Source organism: Oxalobacter vibrioformis, from assembly GCF_027118995.1.
In the GTDB taxonomy this organism is placed as follows: domain Bacteria; phylum Pseudomonadota; class Gammaproteobacteria; order Burkholderiales; family Burkholderiaceae_D; genus Oxalobacter; species Oxalobacter vibrioformis.
Window position 1 is genome coordinate 1,021,874 of record NZ_CP098242.1, and the last position, 25,147, is coordinate 1,047,020.

The following is a 25,147-nucleotide window of genomic DNA, read 5'->3' on the forward strand; positions in this document are numbered from 1 at the left end:
ACCGGATTACCAGCGATACGCCGCCCTCAACATCAGCAGGTTTTCACCACTGTTGTGAGAACCAATACCGGCATTGGAATAGTGCTGCACTCTCAGACCAAGGTCAATATTGTTGTCAAAGACATAGCCCACACCCAGATGTTCGGTAAACTGGAAGGAAATACCCATGTTGTTACCGGCATTGTTGTATACCTTTGAGAAGAAAGCGACACCAACACCACCTTCAATATATGGACCTTTTTTGTCGGTTTTCATGAAGCGGAAAACCGGTGTCAGACCGACAACGGCAATTTCCTTGTCTTCATCCTTGTCTTTCCAGTCTGACGCATGCCACCAGGCGGCATTCAGGTCAAAATACCCATCAAGGCTTGTGCCGTTGGAATTGAACCAGTGCTGGTTCCAGTCCCATTGCAGACCGACACGGGTGACAACCAGATCATCTTCACCCATACCCACTTCAAGCGACACGCTGTCCGGTGTCAGGTCAACCGCATGACTCGTACCCTGAACGGCAAAAAATGCCAGTCCGGCTACCAGTGCGATGGCGCCGCGTTTCAAAAAGTTCATAACCCACCTTTCCTTAACCAAGTTGACTCTAAATCTGCTCTGCCAGTGTTGAGGCAAGTCCTGTATATGATGCAGGCGTCATTGCCATCAGTTCTTTTTTTACCGCTTCAGGCAATTCAAGCCCTGCAATGAATTCATGCAGTTCCTGCCTGGTAATTCCCCTGCCGCGCGTCAGTTCTTTCAAACGCTCATACGGGTTTTCTATGCCATACCGGCGCATGACTGTCTGCACCGGTTCAGCGAGAACTTCCCACGCGTCCTGAAGATCTGCGGCAATTTTTTCCGCATTGACCTCCAGCTTGTTCAGCCCGCGCAGACAACTGTCATAAGCCAGCACCGTATAACCAAGCGCCATGCCAATATTGCGCAATACAGTTGAGTCCGTCAGATCACGTTGCCATCGTGAAATCGGCAGCTTCTCAGCCATATGCCGCAACAGCGCATTAGCCAGCCCAAGGTTGCCTTCCGAATTTTCAAAATCAATCGGATTCACCTTGTGCGGCATGGTGCTGGAACCGATTTCTCCGGGTCTGGTTATCTGTTTGAAATAGCCCAGAGAAATGTAACTCCAGATATCCCTATTCAAGTCTATAAGAATTGTATTGGTTCGCGCAATAGCATCAAACAATTCCGCTATGTAATCATGCGGCTCTATCTGGATGGTGTACTGGCTGAAAGTCAGGCCAAGCCGCTTTTCCACTACCTCCCTTGCGAAGCTTTCCCAGTTAAAATCAGGGTATGCCGACAGGTGGGCATTGTAATTGCCTACCGCCCCATTCATTTTCCCCAGGATTTCAACGACTGTAATTTTTTTTCTGGAGCGTTGTAATCTTGCAACAACATTCGCTATTTCCTTGCCCAGTGTCGTCGGGCTGGCCGTTTGCCCGTGAGTACGCGAGAGCATCGACAACGCCGCATAACGATGCGCCAGATCGCGCAACCGGTCAATGATCCCGTCCAGGGCAGGCAAAACCACCTGGTCTCTCGCCGCCTTGATCATCATGCCATGGGAGGTATTGTTGATATCTTCGGACGTGCAGGCAAAATGAATGAATTCCGCCGCTCCCTGCAATTCTGCTGTTATCGCCGCATCAACATTTACCTCGCGTGGGTTCAGCTGTGCCAACTCTGGCGGCAGACCTAGACCAAGCGACTCTTTCAGCCAGTATTCGACTGCCTTGACATCATGGTTGGTAATCGCCTCAATTTCCTTGATGCGGGCAGCATCATTCACGGAAAAACGATTGACCAGTTCATCCAGAAATGCTTTTGCCTTATCGGAAAAAGGCGTTATCTCGGCAAAACCGGCCTGTGACAATGCCTGCAACCACATTACCTCAACCCTGACCCGGTAGTGCATAAAGCCGGCTTCTGACAGGATGGGACGCAGGTTGTCCGTTTTGCTGACATAACGCCCGTCAAGCGGAGAAAGTGCGGAAAGCGAAGAAAGAACGGGAGAGGGGGAAAGTTCCATTATAAAAAACACAAGTAATAAAGAATCATCTGTAAGCAGAAAACAATTGGTAATTTTATCATTACGCTAGAAGAAAACCGCACTCCCCGTCATGGCAGAAAATCTTTTGGCAAACACAATGCTATAATCGCAGCCTGTTTTTATCCTGAGTAAGCGCAAATTATCATGAAACTGATTGGCACAACAACCAGTCCTTATGTTCGAAAAGTACGCGTTGTTCTGAACGAGAAAAAAATCGATTATGTCTTCCTGCTTGAGGATCTGAGTGCATCCGACAGCACATTAAGTGAATTCAATCCGCTGGGCAAGGTTCCCTGCCTGGTTATGGAGGACGGCAAAATACTGTACGACTCCAGTGTCATTGTGGAATACCTGGATACCATCACGCCGGTTGGCAAACTTTTCCCTCCCGGCGGAAGAGCACGGGCTGACGTCAAATGCTGGGAAGCGCTGGCTGATGGCGTCATGGATGCTGCTGTGCTGGCAAGACTGGAAGAAACCAAACGGCCGAAGGAACAGCAAAGTGCGGCATGGGTCCAGCATCAACTGGGCAAGGTTCACTCTGGGCTGAAAGCCATGTCGCAGCAGTTGGGTGAAAAAAACTGGTGCCACGACAACACCTATTCTCTTGCCGACATCGCTGTTGGATGTGCGCTGGGCTGGCTGTCTTTCCGTTTTGATCAAATTGACTGGCAAAGCGACTATGAAAACTTGGTCAGACTTTTTGAACGCCTGTCAGAACGCGCGTCTTTTCAGGAAACCATACCGGTATAACAGCAGCAACCCGTCAGATTGATGCCGGTACGCTGCCTTCAATAATTCCACCCCCCAGACAAACCTCGCCCTGGTAAAACACGGCGGATTGCCCCGGGGTCACTGCCCATTGCGGCGCTTCAAACCCGGCAGAAAACTGCGTGTCGCCCGACAGGCTGAGCTGACAGGACACATCATGTTGTCGATAACGCGTCTTGACTGCCACCATCCCTTCATCGGGTGACATGCCGGCTATCCAACTGGACTGGCCTGCGTGCAACTCGGAAGACAACAGCCAGGGATGGTCATGCCCCTGCACGGCATAGAGTACGTTTTCCGCAATATCCTTTTTTGCCACATACCAGGCATCGCTTGTGCCATCGGCCTTCTTGTGCGCCTTCAGGCCGCCGATTCCAATGCCTTTACGCTGCCCGATTGTATAAAAACTCAGGCCGACATGTTCGCCGATGATCTCGCCATCCGGCGTTTTGATTGGCCCGGGTTCATATGACAGATAACGATTCAGGAAAGCACGAAAAGGGCGTTCACCAATAAAACAGATGCCGGTCGAGTCTTTCTTTTTCGCATTGTGCAGGCCCAGCTTTTCTGCAATCCGGCGCACCTCGGTTTTCGGAATTTCACCCAGCGGGAATAGTGTTTTCGAAAGCTGCTGCTGGTTCAGGCGATGCAGAAAATAACTCTGGTCCTTGCTGGCATCTTTTGCTTTCAACAGTTCATACAAGCCATTATTTTCACGCACCCGCGCATAATGCCCGGTAGCAATCTGCTCGGCACCCAGTGAGACGGCGTGATCCAGAAAAGCCTTGAACTTGATTTCAGCATTGCACAGCACATCAGGATTAGGCGTACGCCCCGCCTCGTATTCCCGCAAAAATTCGGCAAATACCCGTTCCTTGTACTCGGCGGCAAAATTCACTGCCTCAATATCAATCCCGATGACATCGGCCACTGTCACCGCATCCAACCAATCCTGCCTGGCCGAACAGAATGCATTATCGTCATCATCTTCCCAGTTTTTCATGAAAAGACCGACAACGTCATAACCCTGTTCCTTGAGCAGCCAGGCGGCAACCGATGAATCCACACCACCTGACATGCCAATAACGATTTTTTTTCGACTCATGATACTGCCCTGTTAATAAACTGGTACCGTGACACATAGGATAAAGGCGCTTTTTGTCCTGTGACATAGTCGTCAATACACTGCATCACTACCGTACTGCGATGACGCTGGGGACAGGCGGCCATCTCATCTCTTGTCATCCACACTGTCCGTATGATGTCCGGGTCAAGCGGGCGGTTGTGCAACATCCCCAGACTTCCGGTAAAAGCGAAACGGATATAACTGGCGTCTGATCCATCCGGCATACGGTAATTCAGATGATAGGTCCCCAGAAAACCGTCCGGGTGAAAATCATAGGCGCTTTCCTCAAGCGCTTCACGCACAACAGCCTGCTGCAGTGACTCCCCGGCCTCAAGCAGCCCGCCAGGCTGATTAAGCGTCAGCACCCCGTTTGCTTCCTGTTCTTCCACGAGCAAAAAACGGCCATCCCGCTCAACAACCGCAGCAACAACAATATAGGGTCTCCAGATCTCAGACATGGCGCTCCTGTCCCGCCTCTACTTTAACGTATTGATTTATTAACTTTTTTATATGACTGGATTTTTTATCCTGCCGGCATCCCTGTGAGGAATAAATGCGGATTGCCCTGCAACCTTGCGCGTAAATTCCGGTCTCAACAGCATGTTATTTTCGCATTCATTTGATTTTTCAGCCAAAAAATTGTGTATTATAAAAGGCTTTTTAAAAAAGAGCCTTTCAGTTATTTGGAGAAGTATATGAGAATCGGCATCCCCGCCGAGACAATAGCAGGTGAAACCCGTGTGGCAGCCACGCCGGAAACCATTCGGAAACTACTGGCAAAAAACCATCAGGTCATTGTCGAAACGGGCGCAGGCATCAATTCAAGCATACCTGATACGGCTTATCAGGAAGCGGGCGCCCGAATGGGCAGTGCGGCAGAGGCTTTTGCCAGTGATATTGTGCTGAAAGTCCGTGCGCCGACCGAAACAGAACGGCCGCTCATGCAATCCGGCACGGTTCTGATTGGCATGCTCAATCCCTTTGACGCAGAAAATATCACGAAAATGGCTGCCCAGGGACTGACAGCCTTCTCGCTTGAAGCCGCACCCAGGATATCGCGCGCCCAATCGCTTGATGTCCTCTCCTCCCAGGCCAACATCGCCGGTTATAAAGCCGTCGTGATGGCGGCAGATACCTATCAGCGCTTCATGCCGATGCTGATGACAGCCGCTGGCACAGTGAAAGCGGCACGCGTTTTGATCATGGGCGTCGGTGTGGCCGGATTACAGGCGATTGCCACAGCCAAGCGCCTGGGCGCCGTCATTGAAGCATCGGATGTGCGGCCTCCTGTCAAAGAGCAGGTGGAATCGCTCGGCGCCAAATTCATCGATGTCCCTTATGAAACCGATGAAGAAAGAGAAATCGCCCAGGGCGCTGGCGGCTACGCTCGCCCAATGCCAGAAGCCTGGATGAAACGACAGGCAGCGCTGGTTCATGAACGGGCCAAACAGGCTGACATTATTATTACTACTGCGCTTATTCCCGGGAGAAAGGCGCCCATCCTGATTTCAGACGACATGGTCAAATCCATGAAACCCGGCTCTGTCATTGTCGATATGGCTGTCGAACAGGGAGGGAACTGCACCCTTTCCGAACCGGGGAAAACCGTCACCAGATACGGTGTCCATATTATTGGCATTCCCAACCTTGCCACCTTTGTCGCTGCAGACGCCTCGGCGCTTTATGCCCGGAATCTGCTCGATTTTCTGAACCTTATCCTGGATGAGGATAATAACCTTGCTATTAATCTAGAAGACGAAATCGTTGCCGCCACACGCATGTGTGCCAACGGTGAGGTATTTCGCAAATAGGAGAAACAACAATGCAACGAATCATGCTCCGTTCAAAAATTCATCGCGTCTCGGTCACACAGTGCGACCTCAATTATGAGGGTTCGTGCGGCATTGACCAGGATCTGATGGAAGCTGCCGGCATCCTCGAATATGAACGCATCGAACTTTACAACGTCAATAATGGCGAACGTTTTTCAACCTACACGATCCCCGGCGAACGCGGATCCGGTGAAATTTCCTTAAATGGCGCTGCCGCACGTCGTGCAGAGCTGGGTGATTTACTCATCATCTGCACCTACGGTCCCATGACCGATGAGGAAATCAAAACCTTCAAGCCGAAAATTGTTTTTGTTGATGAAAAGAACAAAATCGCCGGTATGAAAGAATAACGGGTTACCGCTATGGAAGTAAGCATCACCATCATCAATCTCATTATCTTTGTTCTGGCCATTTATGTTGGCTACCATGTCGTCTGGACAGTAACGCCAGCACTGCATACGCCCCTGATGGCCGTAACCAATGCCATTTCTGCCATTGTCATTGTTGGCGCCATGCTGGCAACCGCCCTGACAGAAGGCATTGTCGCTCAGGTAATGGGGACACTGGCTGTGGTGCTGGCCGCCATTAATGTCTTTGGCGGGTTTCTGGTCACCCAGCGCATGCTGGAAATGTTCAGGAAAAAAGAACCGAAAGCAAAAAGCGGGGAGAGCAAATAATGAGCATGAATCTCGTTACCTTGCTTTACCTCGTTGCATCTGTCTGCTTTATCCAGGCGTTAAAAGGCCTTTCCCATCCCTCCACTGCCCGGCGTGGTAATGTCTTTGGCATGATCGGCATGGCCATTGCCACCTTCACCACGATTGCGCTGATTATCAAGCTCAAATCCGAATACACCGGATCCGGTGGACTGGGTTATGGCCTGCTTGCCGGTGGTATTCTTGTCGGCGGGCTGATCGGTGCCGTCATGGCAAAACGGGTGGAAATGACCAAAATGCCGGAACTGGTTGCAGCCATGCATTCGCTGATTGGTCTGTCAGCGGTTTTTATTGCCATTGCTGCTGTTGCCGAACCGTTTGCCTTCCAGATCGTGGCACGGGGGGAACCCATCCCTTTCGGAAATCGCCTTGAGCTTTTTATCGGCACTTTTGTGGGCGCCATCACCTTTTCCGGTTCTGTCATCGCTTTTGGCAAACTATCAGGTGGATACAAATTCCGCCTGTTTCAGGGTGCCCCTGTTGTTTTCAGGGGACAGCATATCGTCAACCTGATCCTGGCGCTGGTCATGATCGCTCTCGGGCTGGTGTTCTGCTTTGCGCCTGGCGCCGAACCAGCCTGGACGCCTTTTCTGATCATGGCCGCCATTGCCTTTATATTGGGGGTGCTGATCATCATTCCCATTGGTGGTGCTGACATGCCGGTTGTGGTTTCCATGTTAAACAGCTACTCCGGCTGGGCGGCGGCTGGCATCGGATTTTCCCTGAATAACGCCATGCTGATTATTGCCGGCTCACTGGTCGGCTCATCCGGCGCGATTCTTTCGTACATCATGTGTAAAGCCATGAACCGCTCCTTTATCAATGTGATCATGGGCGGATTTGGCGGTGATGCGGGTGCGGCGGCAGCAGGAGATCAGGCGCCCCGGAATGTCAAATCCGGCTCGGCAGAGGATGCGGCTTTTCTGATGATGAATGCCGATACGGTACTGATTGTTCCGGGATATGGTCTGGCAGTCGCACGGGCACAGCACGCCTTAAAAGAACTGACCGATAAGCTGACCGAGCACGGTGTCACAGTCAAATACGCTATCCATCCGGTAGCCGGGCGCATGCCTGGACATATGAACGTGCTGCTTGCAGAAGCGGAAGTCTCCTATGACCAGGTCTTTGAAATGGAAGATATCAACAGCGAATTCGCGCAGGCTGATGTGGCACTGGTTCTTGGCGCCAATGATGTGGTCAACCCGGCAGCAAAGGATCCGAAATCACCCATTGCCGGCATGCCGATTCTCGAAGCACAGCGCGCCAAAACAGTCATTGTCAACAAACGCTCCATGGCTGTCGGTTATGCCGGGCTGGACAACGAACTCTTCTATATGGATAAAACCATGATGGTCTTTGGCGATGCGAAAAAAGTGATTGAAGACATGGTCAAGGCGGTAGACTAAAGGTCTCATCATAAAAAAACGCGCCCTTTCGGCGCGTTTTTTTATGATGTTGTTTCCGGTTTATCGTTCAAAAGACAGTGGCGCATTCAGCATTTCATATCGGTCAACCGTGCCCACATCTGTCCAGTCACCCCGGTAAACTTCACCGCCAACAAGACCTTTATCGGCATACGCTCTTAACAGCATCCCCAATTGTGCTTTCTCACCCGGCTGTATGGCATCAAACATGGCCATACGATAAACACCAATACCGGAAAAGGTATAAGGCCGTTCCCCTTCATTACTGACTGAAAAGAGATTCAGTGAGAAATCCCCTTTTTCATAATAAGGCGGCTTTTTGACCAGATACAGCCAGGCCATATCTTTCTTGTCATCAGCATGCGGTTTTCCCCAGACGTCATTGTCTTCAAGCGCGATTTTGACTTGGGAAAAGTCAAAATGCGGGCAGTAGGCATCAGCGGCAATACCCACAAAACGATCCTCTCCCAGCAAATGCCGCGCGTTGACAACACCTCCCGCCGTCTCAAGCGCCTCCCCTTCTGCCGAGTAAATAATGTTTGCACCGAAACGCGATCCATCACCCAGCGCTTCTTCAATCCGGTTACTCAGCCAGGCATGATTAATGACCATATCTGTAATACCGGCACGGACCAGATTCAAAATATGCCAGACGATCAATGGCCTGCCACGAACTTCAAGCAAAGGTTTCGGGATAGTGTCAGTAAGGGGGCGCAGTCGCTCACCCCGACCGGCTGCAAATATCATGGCTTTCATTTTGGTTCCTGCCGCATGAATCATGGTTTAACTAAAAGGTGTATCCGACCTGCGTCTCTTTTTGCAAAAGCTGATCCAAAAGCTGCGCAAGTGGTGCCAGTTCGGGATATCGGGAAGCCGCTCTGTAAGTATATTCCATCACAACCGGCAGATCATCCAGGTAAGCGGCCTTGCCATCCCGGTGATACAGCCGTGCAAAAATCCCGAGCACCTTCAGATGGCGCTGCAGGCCCATGAATTCAAAATCCCGGTAAAACATGTCGATATCCGGATTGACCGGCAACCCTGCCTTGCGTGCCCTTTCCCAATACCGTATCGCCCAGTCCAGCACGCGCTCTTCATCCCAGACGATATAAGCATCCCGCAAAAGTGATGCCAGATCGTAGGTAATCGGGCCAAATACCGCATCCTGAAAATCCAGTATCCCCGGATTCCCGGTTTCAAGCGCCATCAGATTGCGGGAATGATAATCCCGATGCACATAGACCTGCGGCTGTGCCAGATTATTGCCTAAAATCAGGTCAAATATTTTTTGCAGGGATGCCGCCTGTTTTTCTGACAACTGAATACCCAGATGCTTTTTCACATACCATTCGGGAAAAAGTGTCAGTTCATTTAAAAGCAATGTCCTGTCATACTCAGGCAAGACACCCGAGCGGCTTGTCGCCTGGATGCGCACCAATGCATCAATCGCATCCAGGTACATGTCATGCGCATTTTTCTCATTGAGTTTTTGCAGGTAAGTTGTATTACCCAGATCAGAAAGCAGTAAAAAACCCTCATCAATATTTTTTTCAACAATTTCCGGCACACAAACCGCACATTGCCTGAAAACTTCCGCGACATGAATAAATGGCTGAACATTTTCTTTTTCAGGCGGTGCATCCATGATGATGTAACTGCCGGTGGGAGAATCAATCCGGAAGTAACGCCTGAAACTGGCATCAGATGATGCGGGACGAATGGTTCTGGAATCAACACCATGCCGGGAAAGCGAACCCAGCCATTGTTGCAGTGAGGCCAGACGGGGATCTGAAGATATCATGGGGCCTGAAGATAATGACATGAAATAAGGGGCTGTTACGTTTTAAAGCATAAAGTTCTCATATAATAATTGATTCGCCAGAAATTTGCCGTAAATCCATATCCAATCTTTAAATGATCTTTCGCCCTGCCATTTTTCGCTGGTATCAGTTATTGCCCGTGATATTGGTTGTCTCAACCTTGCCGATAACCGCAGGGGCACAGATCAACCAGACATCGCGTGACCCTGAGGAAGATCATTCACCAGCACAGTCCATGCGAAAGCAAGGCCCCCTTTCTGGTCGTCTGGATCGCGGACTCAATCTGCAATACCAGACCGGCGGTGGTGACACGCCTCCAGAAAGGGACGATAAGCCGATCATATACCGCAGGGAAACCATTATCGCCAAAGAGCCGGAAAAAACACCAGCCGGTTATCAATCGGCAACGGCACCCAGGTCTGATCGTGGCTTGAGCCTCACATACCAGCGCGATGCGCAAAAAAGACTGTCAAGAGTGCCTGAAACTTACGCGCTCTTTGAGCATGAGCGCACAATGAGCCTCACACTGGCGAAAGGCCCACGCAGGTATGGTCAGCAGAAAACCCGGTCCTTTGATTTTTATGCCGATACGCAAAAGACGCCCCGCAAACAGAAAACCATTCTGGAAGATGATGAAAATGCGCCAGTCATCATGTGGGCAGAACAGATCACCGGGCGCCCGGACCGGGAAATGAATCTTGATTATCTGATTGAAATAGAGAAAGGACAGACCCGCATCACCGGCAACCACGGCATCTTCCGCCAGGAAGAAAATGAAATTGAAGTCATTGGCAATGTGGATATCACCCAATATGGCAACCGCTACCGGTCTGAATCCATGCAGTTCAACATGGATACCGGAGAAGGGGTACTCACTCAGGCAAAATACCGGATGGATATGGCCGGTGGTCAGGGCAAAGCGGAACGTATTGACCTGGAAGATGAATACAACACAACCATCGTCAATGGCACATACACAACCTGCGAAGGGGAAAATCCTGACTGGTATCTGGCAACCGAAACGCTGGACCTGGATACCGCAAAAAATATTGGCACCTCCCGATATCCTGTTCTTTATTTCAAGAATGTGCCTATTCTGGCCGGTACATCCCTGACTTTTCCGCTAAGCAGCGAAAGAAAGTCCGGCTTTTTACCGCCGACCATGGGCGCCACGTCAAAAGGTGGCATGGAACTGATGGTCCCATACTATTTTAATCTGGCGCCTAATTATGATCTGACCATTTTCCCCAAATACATCGCGAAACGCGGCTTCCAGATGGGGGCGAATGGACGTTACCTGGGGCAGAACTACAAGGGGGAAACCTACGTCGAATACCTGCCGAGTGACAATGAGGCACACCGGGACCGTTATGCCATCTCGTCCCAGCACGAACATGATTTCGCACCTGGCTGGCGGTATGCCTGGGATTTCAACAAGGCTTCTGACGATAACTACCCGGATGACTTTTCCAGCCAGATCGTCAGGGGAAACCGCCTCTTGCTGCAGGATGGCTATCTGCAATACTCGGATACTTACTGGAATATCACTGCCGGAGCCAGTCGCTACCAGGTTCTGCAGGACAAGGAACTACCAATTATTCCCAGCTATGACAGACTGCCCTACGTCAATATCAACGCGCAGGGCTATGATGTTAAAGGGTTTGATCTTACTGCCAACTTTCAATACACACGCTTCTGGCTTTCTGATGACAAGCTGTGGAACCGTCAGCGTGGTGAGCGCTATGTCGTCAAACCGGAAATTGCTTTCCCGCTTGTTTCAAGTGGCTCTTTCCTGACCCCAAAAGCGTCTGTTCACTATGCCAGCTACGATCTGGATGATAAATATATCCGCCCTGACCAGGACCGTACCATGTCGCGAGCCATTCCCACATTCTCTCTGGATGGCGGCCTGATCTTTGAGCGCGATACCTCTTTTTTTGGCACAGACATGACGCAGACACTGGAGCCCAGGCTGTTTTATGTCTACACACCTTACCGTAACCAGAATAAATATCCGGTGTTCGACTCAGGTGAACCCAGCTTTGGATATGCCCAGCTCTTTGAAGAAAACCGGTTTGTCGGTGAAGACAGGATAGCGGATGCAAACAATCTGACCGCGGCCGTAACCTCACGTTATATTGAGCAATCCGGCGCAGAGAGAATGCGTTTTACTATCGGCCAGCGCTATTATTTTTCTGACCAGCGCGTTGCGCTTTACTCGCCGATCGAGAAGCGTAACGAAAACCGTTCCGACCTGCTGCTGATGGCCAGCGGCCTGCTGACGCCAAAACTGGCTGTCGACACGTCTGTGCAGTATAACCAGAGCACACGCCGCACCTACAGCGCCAACTACAGTCTACAGTGGCGGCCTGCTGATAAAATGGCATTGAATGCCGAGTACCGCTATCTGCGCAATTCCACGGATGAATATGGTAACGCCATTGATCAGATCAATATTTCCGGCCAATGGCCACTGGGCAAACGCTGGTATGCTGTCGGTCAGGTCAGTTATTCTCTGCCCGACAACAAAACCATCGAAAGTTTATTTGGTGTCGAATACAACGCAGACTGCTGGATTGGCCGCGTTGTGGCACAGCGGTATGCAACCTCGTCTTCCGAATCGAACACGGCACTCTTCTTCCAGCTAGAATTGAGGGGCATGTCCAAGATTGGCTCAAACCCCATGGAAGTGCTGAGGAAAGGCATTCCGGGTTATCGCCCGCTGACAGCGTATGACGAATAAAGAGTTATCAGTAATTTTCAGTGAAGGGTATTAGTATTATGCGCGCTTTCGTCCTGCCAACCAGAATGGTTTTTCTTCGTGCATTTCTGACGACCATCATGACACTGCTGGCAACCGTTTCTGTTTGCCTTGCACAGCCGATTTCAACACCACAGACAGCACCCCAAGTGAAAGTCGACTCCATTGTTGTCGTCGTTAACAGTGATGTCATTACCAGAAAAGAGCTGGATGAACGTGTCACCGTGATTGAAAAACGCCTGAATCAGCAGGGAATTCACCCGCCACGCGCGGAACTGGAACGCCAGGTGCTGGAACGCATGATTGTGGAAAGCGTCCAGTTGCAGATGGCAAAAGAGCGCGGACTTCGTGTGGATGACCGGCAACTTGACGCTATGGTTGCCATGATTGCAGAACAAAACCACATGAGCATGGAACAGTTTGAAAAACAGCTCCAAGCCGATGGATCATCCCTGGCGGGTTTCCGTGAACATATCCGCAATGACGTGGCGCGCCAACGCTTGAGAGACCTGGAAGTTGTCAGTAAGATCGAAATCAGCGACTCGGAAGTCGACCATCTCCTGGGGATTCAGCAAACCAATCCCATCACGGCAGAAGCAGCAGAATCAGGACAGGAAATCCGCCTGGGACATATCCTGATCCGTATTCCCGAAAACGCGTCCCCCGAGCAGATTTCCGGACGCCGTGACCGGGCTGAGCATGTGCTTCAAAGCCTGCAGGCTGGTGGCAGCTTCCAGCAAAATGCGGCCACCTATTCTGATGGTGATGAAGGGTTGAATGGCGGCGATATGGGATGGCGCGCACTGGATCGTCTGCCCACCCTCTTTATTGAAGCGGTTGCCAATCTGAAAAAAGACGAAATGACAGGTATTCTGAAAAGCGCCAATGGTTTTCACATCCTGAAAGTACTCGACAGGCGCCAGGCACAACAGGCATCAGCAGCTCCTGTCCGCACCCCCACAGCACTGCCCATGGGAGGGGCTGTTCAGCAGATTCATGCCCGCCACATCCTGATCAAGGTCAACCAGTTGGTATCTGCCGATGAAGCCCGCCGCAAGCTCGTTGAGCTCAAGGAACGCCTGGTCAATAAAGCCGCCACATTTGAGGAACTGGCACGCATGTACTCCAATGACACCTCAGCCAGCCGGGGTGGCGACCTGGGCTGGATATACGCAGGTGACACCGTACCGGAATTTGAAAAAGCACTCATGTCGCTCCAGCCCGGAGAGATCAGTGAACCGATTGAAACCCAGTTTGGTTTTCACCTGATTGAAGTGATCGAACGCAAAACGGAAGATGCTTCCGTGGAAAGAAAACGCATTGCAGCCAAACAGGCTCTGCGGGAACGGAAAATTGAGGAAGCCACTGAAGAATGGCTGCGCCAGCTTCGTGATCGCGCCTATGTGGAATACCGGTTTGAAGAACAATGACGGAGGACTTCCTGATGTCACCGCTTCCTGTTATTGCCATCACACTGGGTGAACCGGCCGGAATCGGGCCTGAAATCGCGCTTAAGGCCGCATGGAAACTGAGGCATGATGTTTATCCGGTTCTGATCGGTGACTCGCTTTTGCTGGAAAAGCTTGCGCCGGATATTGATCCGGAAATCAAATTGCATCATGCAACCAGGGAAGACATTCCTCACATCCGCTCGCTTTGCCACCCAGGGACGCTTGTCATCATAGACCGCCCTCTCGCACAGCCTGTCAAACCGGGTTATCCTGACCCGGCAAGCGCCACGGCAATACTTTCCTGGCTGGATATTGCCATTGAAGGAACAATCAAAAAACACTTCGATGCCATTGCTACTGCGCCAGTACAGAAAAGCACCATCAATGCAGCCGGGATTGCCTTTACCGGACATACAGAATATCTCGCTGAAAAACTGCAGGCAGACCAGGTTGTGATGCTTCTGGCAGGCCACATTGACTCCCCGACCGGTCTGAAGTCCGGGTCATTACGAGTGGCACTGGCGACAACGCACCTGCCCCTGAAAGACATCCCTGATGCCATTACACAAGCTTCACTCATGCGGACACTTCGTATCCTGCATCAGGAATTGCAGGAAAAATTCAGGATTCTCCAGCCTCGCATCCTGGTGAGCGGCCTGAACCCGCATGCTGGTGAAAACGGCTATCTGGGCATGGAGGAAATTGAAATTATCACCCCCGTTATTCAGTCTCTCCAGCAACAGGGCATGAAAATAGAAGGCCCCTTCCCGGCTGACACCCTGTTTTTACCCCATTATCTTGACCAGGCAGACTGTTTTTTTGTGATGTACCACGACCAGGGACTTCCTGTCCTGAAATACGCCACGTTTGGCCATGGGGTCAATGTGACACTGGGACTACCGGTCATCCGCACCTCGGTTGATCATGGCACCGCGCTGGATATTGCGGTGCAGGGAACGGGACGTGCCGACGATGGCAGCATGATAGAGGCTATCCGGCTGGCGGCAGACATGGTATCGCGATAAGGGATTTTAATAGGAAAAAAATGAAACACACCCCGAGAAAACGGTTTGGTCAGAATTTTCTCCAGGATGTCTCCATCCTGGAGGCCATCATCACAGCCATTGCACCAAAAAAGACAGATCTGATGGTTGAAATCGGCCCTGGCCTGGGCGCATTGACCCACCTATTGTCGCGCTTTCTCCCGCTACTGCATGTGATTGAACTGGACCGCGACCTTGTTGAACGGCTGAAAAAAACGGGATCGCCCGATACCCTGGTCATTCACCAGGGCGATGTCCTGCAGTTCGATTTTGAAAAAATCGCATCAGGATCAGACAAAAAAATGCGCATTGTCGGCAATCTCCCTTACAACATTTCGACTCCCCTGCTTTTTCACCTTGTGCCTTTTGCCTCCCGGGTTGAAGACCAGCATTTCATGCTGCAAAAAGAAGTGGTCGAACGCATGGTAGCGGAACCGGGAAGCAAAACCTACGGCCGCTTATCAGTCATGCTGCAATGGCAATACCACATGGAGTTGCTCTTTATTGTTCCTCCTTCAGCCTTTCATCCGCCTCCCAAAGTGGATTCGGCGATTGTGCGCATGATTCCACGCGTAGAGCCAGCAGCATGTGACAGCCGGAAACTGGAGAAAACCGTCACCCAGGCCTTTTCGCAGCGCAGAAAAATCCTGCGTAATACCCTGGCGCCGCTGTTTACTGAAGCCGATCTGGTTGACGTTGGCATTGATCCCGGGAAACGGCCGGAGGAAATACCGGTTGAACAATTTATTTCCCTGGCAAATCGCCTGTCATGACACGTTTTTTCCAGGCTCCTTACCAAACACACCCGTGTGCGGCGCTGACAAAATGGCTTCGACAACCGGATGCCGGATTTTCAATTCTGCAGAAACTGCATAGTAATATTCCCGTACATCCGCCAGTTCCCCAACGGGAACCGCATTAAATTGCTCCCTGATATCAGCGGCAAGCGCCATTGGCGCAGGAAACATGCCCAGGCCGCTTCGACCGAATGTTGTCAACAGTGCGCTGTCCTCAAACTCACCCACGATATTGGGACGTAATCCATTCATCTCGAACCACTGGTCGAGACGTACGCGCAACGTATTGTTCCGCGTTGGCAACAGGACCGGTGCGCCGTTAAGGCTGGCCGGAAAATGTTCCCGGTAAGCCTGTGCAAGTGGCTCTGTTCCAAAAAAACTGATCTGGCAATCCCCAAGCGCATGGCTGAATACCCGTAAACTGGTGCCTGGATTTACAGGACGGTCAGTCAGGACAACATCCAGCCTGTGCAGCGCCAGATCAGCCAGCAACGCTTCAAACTCACCGTCATAACACGCTATCCGGATACGCTGTGGCATCAGAAGCGCGACTTCCAGCAGGCGATAGGCAATCAGTTTGGGCAGCGAATCTGAAATGCCTACCGTAAGGCGCATGTTCTGACCGACATCATCTTCGGAAAGCACTTCCTGCAATTGCTCACCCAGCATAAAAATCTGGTCAGCATAACCCAGTGCCAGACGCCCCGCCTCTGTCAGGACAATACGCCGTCCCTGTGGCGCAAACAGCGTTTTCCCCACGGCCTTTTCCAGGAGAGACAACTGCATGCTGATCGTTTGCACAGCAACACCCAGCCGCCGTGCTGCCCGGGTTATCCCGCCTTCCTTGGCAACAACCCAGAAATAATAGAGATGACGAAAATTAAGATTAGGATTGCTCATTGTTCAGTTTTTTTGAAGTAATCGTACTATTATCTTCTCTTTTTTTATGCGCAGCTATTCTTTAAAATATCAGCATAGGTTATCGCAGGAGAAAGTATGACACCCACTATCATCGCCAAAGGCATAAAAGCCAGTGAATCACTCAGAGAATATATTACAAAGCGCTTGAATAGCGTGATGACCCGTACACAGCACAGTATTCAGGATATCACCATCCGTCTGACCGACCTGAATGGTTCGCGTGGCGGTGTCGACAAACGCTGCCTGATTCATGTGAAATTACCAGGCATATCGCCGATTATCGTCACCGGCTTTGCTGCGGATATTACCAGCGCCATCGATATGGCCACGCAACGGGTCTCAAAAGTCGTCAGCCGGGTTCTATCAAGGACAAAAGCCATCCCGCATGTCACCATGCCGTTGTATATCAAAAAATCTTTTCTGGGCACCTGAAAAAAACAACGCTTTCATGCTCCTTGTGCAAGCGAATAATCCATTCTGACCGATGCGGTTTTACTGGAATAATAACGGCTTCCCCTTCTTTTTACGACAAGGAACCATTGCATGAAATCGACCCTTTCTTATTTCACCTGGTCGTTTGCTGCATGTATTTTGGCCGTTATCGGCGCTTTCTTCCTGGGCGGTGTCGGGGCGGTACTGACGGTTGTCTTTCTTACCGCACTGGAAGTTGCCCTCTCATTTGACAATGCCGTTGTCAATGCCGGTATTCTCAATCACTGGAATGACATCTGGCGCAGGCGCTTTCTGTTATGGGGCATTATTGTTGCCGTTTTCCTCATGCGCCTGGTCTTCCCGCTTCTCATCGTGGGTATTGTGGGCGATATGGGACCGATTCATGCCATTGAACTGGCCATTTACCAGTCCGCCGAATATTCCCGGATCATGACTTCCGCACACCATCAGGTGGCGGCCTTTGGCGGCGCATTTTTACTCATGGTGTGCTTCAGCTTTTTTGTTGCGCGGCACAAAACAGAGCACTGGCTGCATTACATCGAAAAACCGCTGACCAAACTCGGACAGATGGAAGCCATAGAAGCAGCAATTGCCCTGATCATTATCATTATCGTTTCCTATATCCTGCCGCCGGAAAAACGCAATGAGTTCATTATTGCCGGTATGTGGGGCGTTATTACCTTTATCCTCACCAAAGGGCTGGCATCACTGCTCAGTCCGGGGGATGAAGAAACAGCCCAGCACGTTGTCAAACAGGGGGTTGGCGGATTTTTATACCTTGAACTGATCGATGCCAGTTTTTCATTTGATGGGGTACTGGGTGCTTTTGCGCTGACCAATAATCTTTTCATTATTGCGCTCGGACTGGGAGCCGGTGCGATGTTTGTCCGAAGCTTCACCATTCTTCTGGTTGAGCGAGGCACATTAAACCAGTATCGTTACCTGGAACACGGTGCATTCTGGGCAATTGGTGCGCTTGCCATGCTGATGATGTTTGGTGTGAATGCCCATATTCCGGAAGCGGTCACCGGCCTGTTGGGCGCCTTGCTTATCATCGCCTCCCTGGTCAGTTCCATTATTGCCAACCGGCGGGAAAACAACAGGGCATCAAAAAATTAATGTCCCCACCCACCACGCAACAGCCGCAATAAAAGCAGAGGCAGGAATCGTCAGGATCCACGCCCAGACAATATTACCGGCAACCCCCCACCGTACCGCCGACATTTTTCTGGATGACCCGACACCAACAATAGCGCCGGTAATGGTATGGGTTGTGGACACCGGAATACCAAGCGCTGTCGCAACAAAGAGTGTAATTGCCCCCCCTGTCTCGGCACAGAATCCGCCCACAGGTTTGAGCTTCGTTATTTTCTGCCCCATGGTCTTGACGATACGCCATCCGCCAAAAAGCGTGCCCCCGCCAATGGCGGCATAACAGCTGATCACGACCCATAACGGCAATCGCTCCTCGGTTCCCGTTGCACCTGCCGCAATCAGAAGCATCCAGATGATACCCATGGTTTTCTGGGCATCATTGCCGCCATGGCCGAGACTGTATAAAGAAGCCGACACCAGTTGCAATCGCCTGAACCACTTGTCGACCTTTCCGGACTGGGAATTGACAAAAATCCACGACACCAGAAGCATCATGAGCGAGCCGAGCATGAACCCGAGAAAAGGAGAGATCACGATAAACGCGATGGTTTTAAACAGCCCGGAGGCAATCAGCGAACCGGACCCGGCTTTGGCGATTGCGGCCCCGACAAGCCCACCAATCAATGCATGAGAAGAAGAGGACGGGATACCGTAGTACCAGGTGATAACGTTCCAGGCGATGGCGCCGACAAGGGCGCCGAAAACGACATAATGATCAATAATGGCAGGATCAACCGTTCCCTTCCCGACCGTTGCCGCCACATGCAGATCAAAGACAAAAATCGCGACGCAGTTGGACATGGCTGCCATCGCAACAGCAGTATGCGGCTTGAGAACGCCGGTGGAGACGACTGTTGCAATCGCATTGGCCGCATCATGAAAACCATTCATGAAGTCAAAAACAAGTGCCAGTCCAACAAGGAAAACCAGAATATAGATGCTGAATTGATAAGTTGGCATGAGCTTCAGTCAGTCAAAGAAATAAGATAAATGAGGCAGTTTATGAGATGTCCGATTGGCCCGGCATCCTGTTTTCACACTCATGCGTTTTCCACAACGATGCCCTCGATAATATTGGCGACATCTTCACAAAGATCCGTCACCTGCTCGAGAAATTCATACATGGCTTTTAACTTGATCAGGTTGCGGACATCCGGTTCATCCCTGAAGAGTTTGGATAACGCGGCATGCATCACATGATCCGCATCCGACTCCAGACGATCCACCTCTTCACATATTTCCAGTATCTGCCGTGAATTGTTCATGTTGTGCAGGAGCGATACTGCTTCCTGGATCTTTTCTGTGCAGCCTAAGCAAAGCTCGGCAAGGCGCTGGGCTTCAGGTGTAATGACCTGAACATCGTAAAGCGAAACGGTTTGGGCCGCATCTTCCATCATGTCCAGGACATCATCCATCTTGGTAATCAGCCGGTGGATATCGTCCCGGTCAAGCGGCGTAATAAACGTCTTGTGCAGGTTGCCTACCGTCATGTAGGTCACCTTGTCGGCCTGCTTTTCAATCGCCTCAATGGCATGCAGGCGTCTTTCCAGATTGTCAAATTGCGTCATCAGCGCAACCAGTTCCCGCGCCCCTTTTACACACAGTTCTGCATGCTGGTTGAACAGGTCAAAAAATTTCCCGTCCGTAGGCATAAAACGTCCAAACATAAGTCTCTTTCGCTTTCAGTTATTCAGTTAATCTGGTCCAGGCCGGCAGCAAAACTAATGATCATACATGCCCTGCGAGCCGGAATGGTTTTCAAATTTGGTATGTTGTCCAATAAACGTTAACCTGACATCCCCGATTGGACCATTACGCTGCTTGGCAATAATGATTTCAGCAGATCCTTTATCCGGTGAATCAGGGTTATATACTTCATCCCGGTAAATAAACAGAATCAGATCCGCGTCCTGCTCAATGGAACCGGATTCACGTAAATCGGACATCAGGGGGCGCCGGTTTGTTCTTTGCTCAACCGAACGGTTGAGCTGGGAAAGTGCAATAACCGGGCAAGCCAGTTCCTTGGCCAGGGCTTTTAATCCGCGCGAGATTTCACCAATCTCTGTTGAGCGGTTTTCCCCTGCCGAATTGGGTGACATCAACTGCAGATAATCCACAATAATCAGTCCCAGCTTGCCACACTGCCTGGCAAGGCGACGCGCATTGGAGCGCAGCGCGTCACTGGATAATGCCGGGGTTTCATCAATGAAAATCTGGGCTTCGTTCATTTTCTGAATCGCATATGTCAGGCGCGGCCAGTCATCTTCTGTCAGTTGACCGGTTCTTAATCGCTGCTGATCCAGCCTGCCAACAGAACCAATCATACGCTGGGCCAACTGGGCGCCACTCATTTCCATGGAAAATATGGCGACAGGCAACCCGTGTTCAATAGCAACAAACTCCCCGATGTTGACAGAAAACGCGGTCTTTCCCATGGACGGACGTCCCGCCACGATAACAAGATCACCGGCTTGCAACCCTGACGTCATTTTATCCAGGTCAAGAAAACCGGTGGGAATACCTGTCACTTCATTTTTATTTTCCCGATTGTAAAGCTCATCCACCCGTTCGACGACCTGCGTCAGCAAAGGCCGGATTTCCTGAAATCCCTGTGTACCGCGTGAGCCATCTTCGGCAATCGAAAAAATCTTGGCTTCCGCCTCATCCAGTATTTTCTTGACCTCTTTTCCCTTCGGATTGAAAGCCGTCCCCGCAATCTCGTCTGACGTGGTAATCAGCTTGCGCAATATGCTGCGATCACGCACGATCTGTGCATAATGCCGGATATTGGCCGCAGAGGGAGTATTTACCGCCAACGCATTCAGATAGGACAATCCCCCCACCTCATCAGCCTTGCCAATACTAGAGAGCGACTCGTAAACCGTAATTACATCAGCAGGCCGTGATGCGGCAATCAACCGGGAAATGTGCTGGAAAATAAGACGATGATCGAATCGATAAAAATCATCCTGGCCAAGCAGATCACCTATCCGGTCCCATGCGGCATTATCAAGAAGAAGGCCTCCGAGTACAGATTGCTCTGCTTCAATGGAGTGGGGAGGGGTGCGCAGGGATTCCAACTGAGGATCGACTGATACATTCATGGCTGGCATTATACCCTTTTGAGGCCGCATGAAGAAGAGCCAATTTTCATGAAACGACAACAGGACATCTTCATCTTTCCGCAGAGAAATCAATGCACTAGGTCATGCCGGTTTCCGGCATAAGCCACGGGCTCAAGAGGAGAGCGCAAGCTTTTGAAATCACAGAAAAAAGAAACAGCAGGCGGCAATAACCGTGGGCGGCAAAGCGAAGAGAAACATCATCATCGGATTGATGGATTCTTCCTCGAAAGAACCTTTAAGGATAGAAAAACCGGCCGGGTTGGGCGCATTGGCAATCACGGTCAACCCCCCGCCCGTTACGGCACCGGCAACCAGTGCGTATTTATTGGCATCAGACAGCCCTTCCACCAAAGAACCCAGATAGGTTAATGCTGCATTATCCGTAATTGCCGTCAACAGCGTGGAACCAATAAAAAGCATCAGGGAATCCATCCCTGCCAAAACAGGCTGCAGCCACCATTTCTGCATGCTTCCCAGCACAACCAGGCCCGCCAGGAAAAAGGCAACCAGCAACCCTTCCCGCAGCATCAGTGGACTCTGGTACTGTTTATAAGCCTCGGTAAACCCGAGGAAGAAAAGAAAAAGTCCTAAAAACACGGCGGGATGGTGGCTGAAGATAACAGTTCCCGCCAGGAAAGCCAGATGGATCCCCATCACAAGCGGTGGAACAGCACCAATCTCAAAATCATCTTCAAGATCGTCCAGGCGAAGCAGGACACGCCTGAATATCCAGGTTGCTGCCAGAGCATTGATAAATACCGCCAGCGCGGCTTTCCAGCCGAACATGCTCAGCATGAAATCCATCCCCCATCCCCATTTTTCCGCCACCATCAATACGGGAGGAGCAGCATAAGGCGTCAGCACGCCGCCAATGGACACATTGACCAGCAAAATGGCAAAGGTCAGGTATTTCATGGATTCGGGAATCCGGCGGGATAAATACCGGTCCCGCAACATGAGTGCCGCCAGTGTCATGGCTGCCGGCTCGGTAATGAAAGAGCCCAACAGCGGAACAACGGCCAGCAACAGAAAGTAGTAACTGACACTTTTGGGCAAAGGAATCAGGCGATCCAGAATATTGATCAGCAAACGCGCTGCCTGGAGAACAGGGCGGGTTCCGGCAATCACAAGAATGACAAAAACAAACAGCGGCTCTGTGAAATTCTGGGCATCCAGATAGTCAACGGCAGCCGTTGAGCCATTGGCAACAGCAAGAAATACCAGGAGAATAAATGTCCAGAAACCGAAAACCACCTCCACTTCACCCAGCAAATGCCATAATCCGGCATGCCGGGTTTCCTTGTTTGCAAGCCGGATAAAAAATTTAGTCGAAAAAGTATGCAGTACCGCAAAAAGAAAAAGCGCGGCGCCTGTATATTCGATCCACTGAGGTTGAGTCATGACCCGGAAAATTCCCTGATAAAGTGTTTGCCCGCATCAACACCAGGCAACACTTCATTCATTAATAACGATAGAAGGTGAGTATGCACACAGAATAAAAAATCATCGGCACAACATCACGTTGCATGTATTATAAACTGGATCATTCACCGGCATATAAAATTGATTCCTGTGCCGCACCCCGTTACACTGCCTTTTGTATTGATTCTGACCTGAAAAAAACACCATAAAATTCTTTTCCCGGATTCAACATGCCCTCTGAATTTGATCTCATCGCCCGTTTTTTCACTCGTCCGACACCGGATATTACCCTGGGCATAGGCGATGATTGTGCGCTCTTGACGCCAAAGCCAGGGATGCAAACTGCCATCTCATGCGATATGCTGGTATCGGGTATTCACTTTTTTGCTGATACCGATCCCAGGCAATTGGGACATAAATCACTGGCGGTTAACCTGTCTGATCTCGCGGCCATGGGCGCAAGACCTGTTGCCTTTACCCTTGCGCTCTCATTACCGGCTTCTGATGAAGCCTGGCTGAAACCCTTTTCCGAGGGACTTTTCGCACTGGCTGAAAAACATCATTGTGAGTTGATTGGAGGGGATACCACCCGCGGGCCCTTGAGTGTCTGTATTACCGTGTTAGGGGAAGTGCCATCCGGCGAAGCACTGCGAAGGGATCAGGCCAGAGTGGGTGATGACATCTGGGTTTCCGGCACACTGGGAGAAGCACGCGCCGCACTGGAATTTCTGAAAGGCACCATCTCTCTGGATGCTGAAGTCATGGGAGACGCCTTAACCCATCTCCAGATGCCGACCCCGCGCGTCGAACTGGGTATGGCAATCCGCCGGCATGCCCATGCTGCGATTGATTTATCTGATGGCCTGATTGGTGATTTATCCCATATCCTGAACCGCTCCAAAGCAGGGGCAACCATCAACATTGATACCCTGCCAGCCGGGCAGGTTCTTCATGACCAGCCGCATGATTTCCAGTTGCGCTGCATGCTGGCCGGGGGCGATGATTATGAGCTGTGTTTTACAGCGCCCGTATCCAGCCGCACTGCCATACTTGAAGCGGCCCGACAGACGGGAACGGCTGTCGCAGTGATTGGCACCATAGAAAAAGCCGCAGGCCTGCGACTGGTCAATGCCAAAGGAGAACCACAGGCTTTTGCTGATAAATCTTTCGACCACTTTTCAACGACATGAGCGAAGCACAAACGCCATCATCCCGAATCAGGCCCGATAAGCGTTTTCTTTTATCGCATCCGGCGCATTTCATTTCACTGGGTTTTGGCAGTGGCCTTTCTCCCATCATGCCCGGCACGGCCGGCACACTCTTCGGATGGCTGATTTTTTATGCTCTGACAACAAGCTGGCCTGAGGTTTTTACCCAGATGGCCTGGAGCATCATTGTTGTTCTGGGTTTCATACTGGGCATCTGGACATGCACAAAAAGCGGAAATGCCTTAAACAGCCCCGATGATGGCAGCATGGTCTGGGATGAAATCATCGGGATATGGCTTGTCTTGCTGATATTCATGCCCACAACCCTTCTGGGACAATGCTGGCTTTTTTTACTTTTCCGGCTCTTTGACATGACCAAGCCTCCGCCTATCCGCCAGGTGGATGCCCAATTGAAAGGCGGTCTGGGCGTCATGGCAGATGATATCCTTGCTGCGATTTATGCCATAATCGCTTATGTGCTGATGGCGTTTGCCCTGCCTGGCATAACGTCATAACCCTGCTGACAGGATTTCCCATGACAGACATTTTTCAACTGGCAACCCGACTGGGCAATGAACTGCTCCGAAAAAAAGAAATGCTCGTCACAGCGGAATCCTGCACTGGCGGGGGAATTGCCCAAGCGATAACAGATATTCCCGGTTCTTCCCAATGGTTTGACTGCGGATGGGTAACCTACTCCAATCTGTCAAAAACCGGTATGCTCCATGTTTCTGAAACACTGATCCGGCAATATGGCGCCGTCAGCGGCGAAGTCGTTTCTGCCATGGCAAAAGGTGCACTGCAGGCCGCTAACGGTTCCATCGCGATAGCCACCACAGGCATAGCCGGCCCCGACGGGGCAACGCCAGCCAAACCGGTGGGAACCGTCTGGTTCGGACTGGCAGCAAATAACTGGATACATACCGAGCGACAGTGCTTTTCGGGTGACCGTCAGACCGTACGGGAAAAAAGTGTGGAACATGCACTGATGCTGCTTCTCGAATTCATCGAAACAGGGCAAATAAAAAACACATCAGGAACCGCTGATTAACGTGTT

Annotated in this window: 25 protein-coding genes; 14 read left to right on the top strand and 11 right to left on the bottom strand. The window is 51.0% G+C overall.

From position 1 onward, the window contains the following. Positions 1-6: 6 nt before the first annotated feature. Together NB640_RS05110 and purB are read right to left on the bottom strand one after the other, a co-directional pair. Entirely contained in the window at positions 7-567 is a 561-nt protein-coding gene (locus NB640_RS05110; RefSeq protein WP_269310109.1) for an acyloxyacyl hydrolase, read from the bottom strand. Positions 568-595: 28 nt separating this feature from the next. Then, entirely contained in the window at positions 596-2,041 is a 1,446-nt protein-coding gene (purB, locus tag NB640_RS05115; protein WP_269310110.1) for an adenylosuccinate lyase, read from the bottom strand. 165 nt (positions 2,042-2,206) lie between these two features. Between purB and NB640_RS05120 the strand changes: the two genes are divergently transcribed. Next, positions 2,207-2,815: a glutathione S-transferase N-terminal domain-containing protein gene (locus NB640_RS05120; protein ID WP_269310111.1), complete on the top strand. Its 609-nt coding sequence runs from the start codon at positions 2,207-2,209 to the stop codon at positions 2,813-2,815. A 13-nt stretch (positions 2,816-2,828) separates the two neighbouring features. Here NB640_RS05120 and mnmA read toward each other — a convergent pair whose 3' ends face one another. Both mnmA and NB640_RS05130 read right to left on the bottom strand, forming a co-directional pair. Then, a complete protein-coding gene (mnmA, locus tag NB640_RS05125; RefSeq protein WP_269310112.1) occupies positions 2,829-3,938 on the bottom strand; it encodes a tRNA 2-thiouridine(34) synthase MnmA in 1,110 nt (369 codons plus the stop codon). Continuing rightward, positions 3,935-4,417 (bottom strand): NUDIX hydrolase, encoded by a 483-nt coding sequence (locus NB640_RS05130; protein WP_269310113.1) that lies wholly within the window; start codon positions 4,415-4,417, stop codon positions 3,935-3,937. The genes mnmA and NB640_RS05130 overlap by 4 nt, the downstream gene beginning before the upstream one ends. 237 nt (positions 4,418-4,654) lie before the next feature. Here NB640_RS05130 and NB640_RS05135 point away from each other — a divergent pair, with 237 nt between their 5' ends. From NB640_RS05135 to NB640_RS05150, 4 genes are read left to right on the top strand one after another with little or no spacing between them, the layout of a single operon-like run. Further along, on the top strand, positions 4,655-5,770 hold the full coding sequence (locus NB640_RS05135) for a Re/Si-specific NAD(P)(+) transhydrogenase subunit alpha (RefSeq protein ID WP_269310114.1): 1,116 nt from the start codon (positions 4,655-4,657) through the stop codon (positions 5,768-5,770). An 11-nt stretch (positions 5,771-5,781) separates the two neighbouring features. Next, entirely contained in the window at positions 5,782-6,141 is a 360-nt protein-coding gene (gene panD / locus NB640_RS05140; protein ID WP_269310115.1) for an aspartate 1-decarboxylase, read from the top strand. A 12-nt stretch (positions 6,142-6,153) separates the two neighbouring features. Beyond that, complete coding sequence (locus tag NB640_RS05145; RefSeq protein WP_269310116.1) at positions 6,154-6,468, top strand: NAD(P) transhydrogenase subunit alpha; 315 nt, start codon at positions 6,154-6,156, stop codon at positions 6,466-6,468. After that, complete coding sequence (locus tag NB640_RS05150) at positions 6,468-7,916, top strand: NAD(P)(+) transhydrogenase (Re/Si-specific) subunit beta (protein WP_269310118.1); 1,449 nt, start codon at positions 6,468-6,470, stop codon at positions 7,914-7,916. The genes NB640_RS05145 and NB640_RS05150 overlap by 1 nt, the downstream gene beginning before the upstream one ends. 60 nt (positions 7,917-7,976) lie before the next feature. Here the strand turns inward: NB640_RS05150 and murU are convergent, their stop codons facing one another. After that, positions 7,977-8,690 (bottom strand): N-acetylmuramate alpha-1-phosphate uridylyltransferase MurU, encoded by a 714-nt coding sequence (gene murU, locus NB640_RS05155; protein WP_269310119.1) that lies wholly within the window; start codon positions 8,688-8,690, stop codon positions 7,977-7,979. A 31-nt stretch (positions 8,691-8,721) separates the two neighbouring features. Beyond that, positions 8,722-9,756, bottom strand: a complete 1,035-nt coding sequence (locus NB640_RS05160) for an aminoglycoside phosphotransferase family protein (RefSeq protein WP_269310120.1) — start codon at positions 9,754-9,756, stop codon at positions 8,722-8,724. Positions 9,757-9,848: 92 nt separating this feature from the next. Between NB640_RS05160 and NB640_RS05165 the strand changes: the two genes are divergently transcribed. The 4 genes from NB640_RS05165 to rsmA are packed head-to-tail and all read left to right on the top strand — an operon-like array spanning position 9,849 to position 15,782. After that, the gene (locus tag NB640_RS05165; RefSeq protein WP_269310121.1) at positions 9,849-12,497 is read left to right on the top strand and encodes an LPS-assembly protein LptD; all 2,649 of its coding nucleotides are present in this window, start codon (positions 9,849-9,851) and stop codon (positions 12,495-12,497) included. Positions 12,498-12,535: 38 nt separating this feature from the next. Beyond that, entirely contained in the window at positions 12,536-13,945 is a 1,410-nt protein-coding gene (locus NB640_RS05170; RefSeq protein WP_269310122.1) for a peptidylprolyl isomerase, read from the top strand. Beyond that, positions 13,942-14,991 carry a 4-hydroxythreonine-4-phosphate dehydrogenase PdxA gene (gene pdxA, locus NB640_RS05175; protein WP_269310123.1) on the top strand — a complete coding sequence of 350 codons (1,050 nt, stop codon included), beginning with the start codon at positions 13,942-13,944 and terminating at the stop codon, positions 14,989-14,991. The genes NB640_RS05170 and pdxA overlap by 4 nt, the downstream gene beginning before the upstream one ends. Before the next feature lie 20 nt (positions 14,992-15,011). Beyond that, positions 15,012-15,782 (top strand): 16S rRNA (adenine(1518)-N(6)/adenine(1519)-N(6))-dimethyltransferase RsmA, encoded by a 771-nt coding sequence (gene rsmA, locus NB640_RS05180; RefSeq protein WP_269310124.1) that lies wholly within the window; start codon positions 15,012-15,014, stop codon positions 15,780-15,782. On the opposite strand, the gene nhaR is transcribed toward rsmA, so the two are convergent. After that, positions 15,777-16,706 (bottom strand): transcriptional activator NhaR, encoded by a 930-nt coding sequence (gene nhaR, locus NB640_RS05185; protein WP_269310125.1) that lies wholly within the window; start codon positions 16,704-16,706, stop codon positions 15,777-15,779. The genes rsmA and nhaR overlap by 6 nt on opposite strands. Before the next feature lie 96 nt (positions 16,707-16,802). On the opposite strand from nhaR, the gene NB640_RS05190 reads away from it, so the two are divergent. Then, positions 16,803-17,159 carry an HPF/RaiA family ribosome-associated protein gene (locus NB640_RS05190; protein ID WP_269310127.1) on the top strand — a complete coding sequence of 119 codons (357 nt, stop codon included), beginning with the start codon at positions 16,803-16,805 and terminating at the stop codon, positions 17,157-17,159. Between the two features lie 111 nt (positions 17,160-17,270). Next, positions 17,271-18,299, top strand: a complete 1,029-nt coding sequence (locus tag NB640_RS05195) for a DUF475 domain-containing protein (RefSeq protein WP_269310128.1) — start codon at positions 17,271-17,273, stop codon at positions 18,297-18,299. On the opposite strand, the gene NB640_RS05200 is transcribed toward NB640_RS05195, so the two are convergent. The 4 genes from NB640_RS05200 to NB640_RS05215 form a co-directional block, all read right to left on the bottom strand. Continuing rightward, entirely contained in the window at positions 18,288-19,295 is a 1,008-nt protein-coding gene (locus NB640_RS05200; RefSeq protein ID WP_269310129.1) for an inorganic phosphate transporter, read from the bottom strand. The genes NB640_RS05195 and NB640_RS05200 overlap by 12 nt on opposite strands. A gap of 80 nt (positions 19,296-19,375) precedes the next feature. Next, positions 19,376-20,002, bottom strand: a complete 627-nt coding sequence (locus NB640_RS05205) for a DUF47 domain-containing protein (protein WP_269310130.1) — start codon at positions 20,000-20,002, stop codon at positions 19,376-19,378. 54 nt (positions 20,003-20,056) lie between these two features. Next, positions 20,057-21,439, bottom strand: coding sequence for a replicative DNA helicase (locus NB640_RS05210; protein WP_269310131.1), 1,383 nt, complete (start codon positions 21,437-21,439; stop codon positions 20,057-20,059). Between the two features lie 159 nt (positions 21,440-21,598). Beyond that, on the bottom strand, positions 21,599-22,861 hold the full coding sequence (locus NB640_RS05215) for a putative Na+/H+ antiporter (RefSeq protein WP_269310132.1): 1,263 nt from the start codon (positions 22,859-22,861) through the stop codon (positions 21,599-21,601). Positions 22,862-23,112: 251 nt separating this feature from the next. On the opposite strand from NB640_RS05215, the gene thiL reads away from it, so the two are divergent. The 3 genes from thiL to NB640_RS05230 are packed head-to-tail and all read left to right on the top strand — an operon-like array spanning position 23,113 to position 25,141. Further along, positions 23,113-24,072: a thiamine-phosphate kinase gene (gene thiL, locus NB640_RS05220; RefSeq protein WP_269310133.1), complete on the top strand. Its 960-nt coding sequence runs from the start codon at positions 23,113-23,115 to the stop codon at positions 24,070-24,072. Continuing rightward, entirely contained in the window at positions 24,069-24,605 is a 537-nt protein-coding gene (locus NB640_RS05225; protein ID WP_269310134.1) for a phosphatidylglycerophosphatase A family protein, read from the top strand. Before thiL ends, NB640_RS05225 begins: the two co-directional genes overlap by 4 nt. Before the next feature lie 20 nt (positions 24,606-24,625). Further along, positions 24,626-25,141, top strand: a complete 516-nt coding sequence (locus NB640_RS05230) for a CinA family protein (protein ID WP_269310135.1) — start codon at positions 24,626-24,628, stop codon at positions 25,139-25,141. The last annotated feature ends 6 nt before the right edge of the window (positions 25,142-25,147 follow it).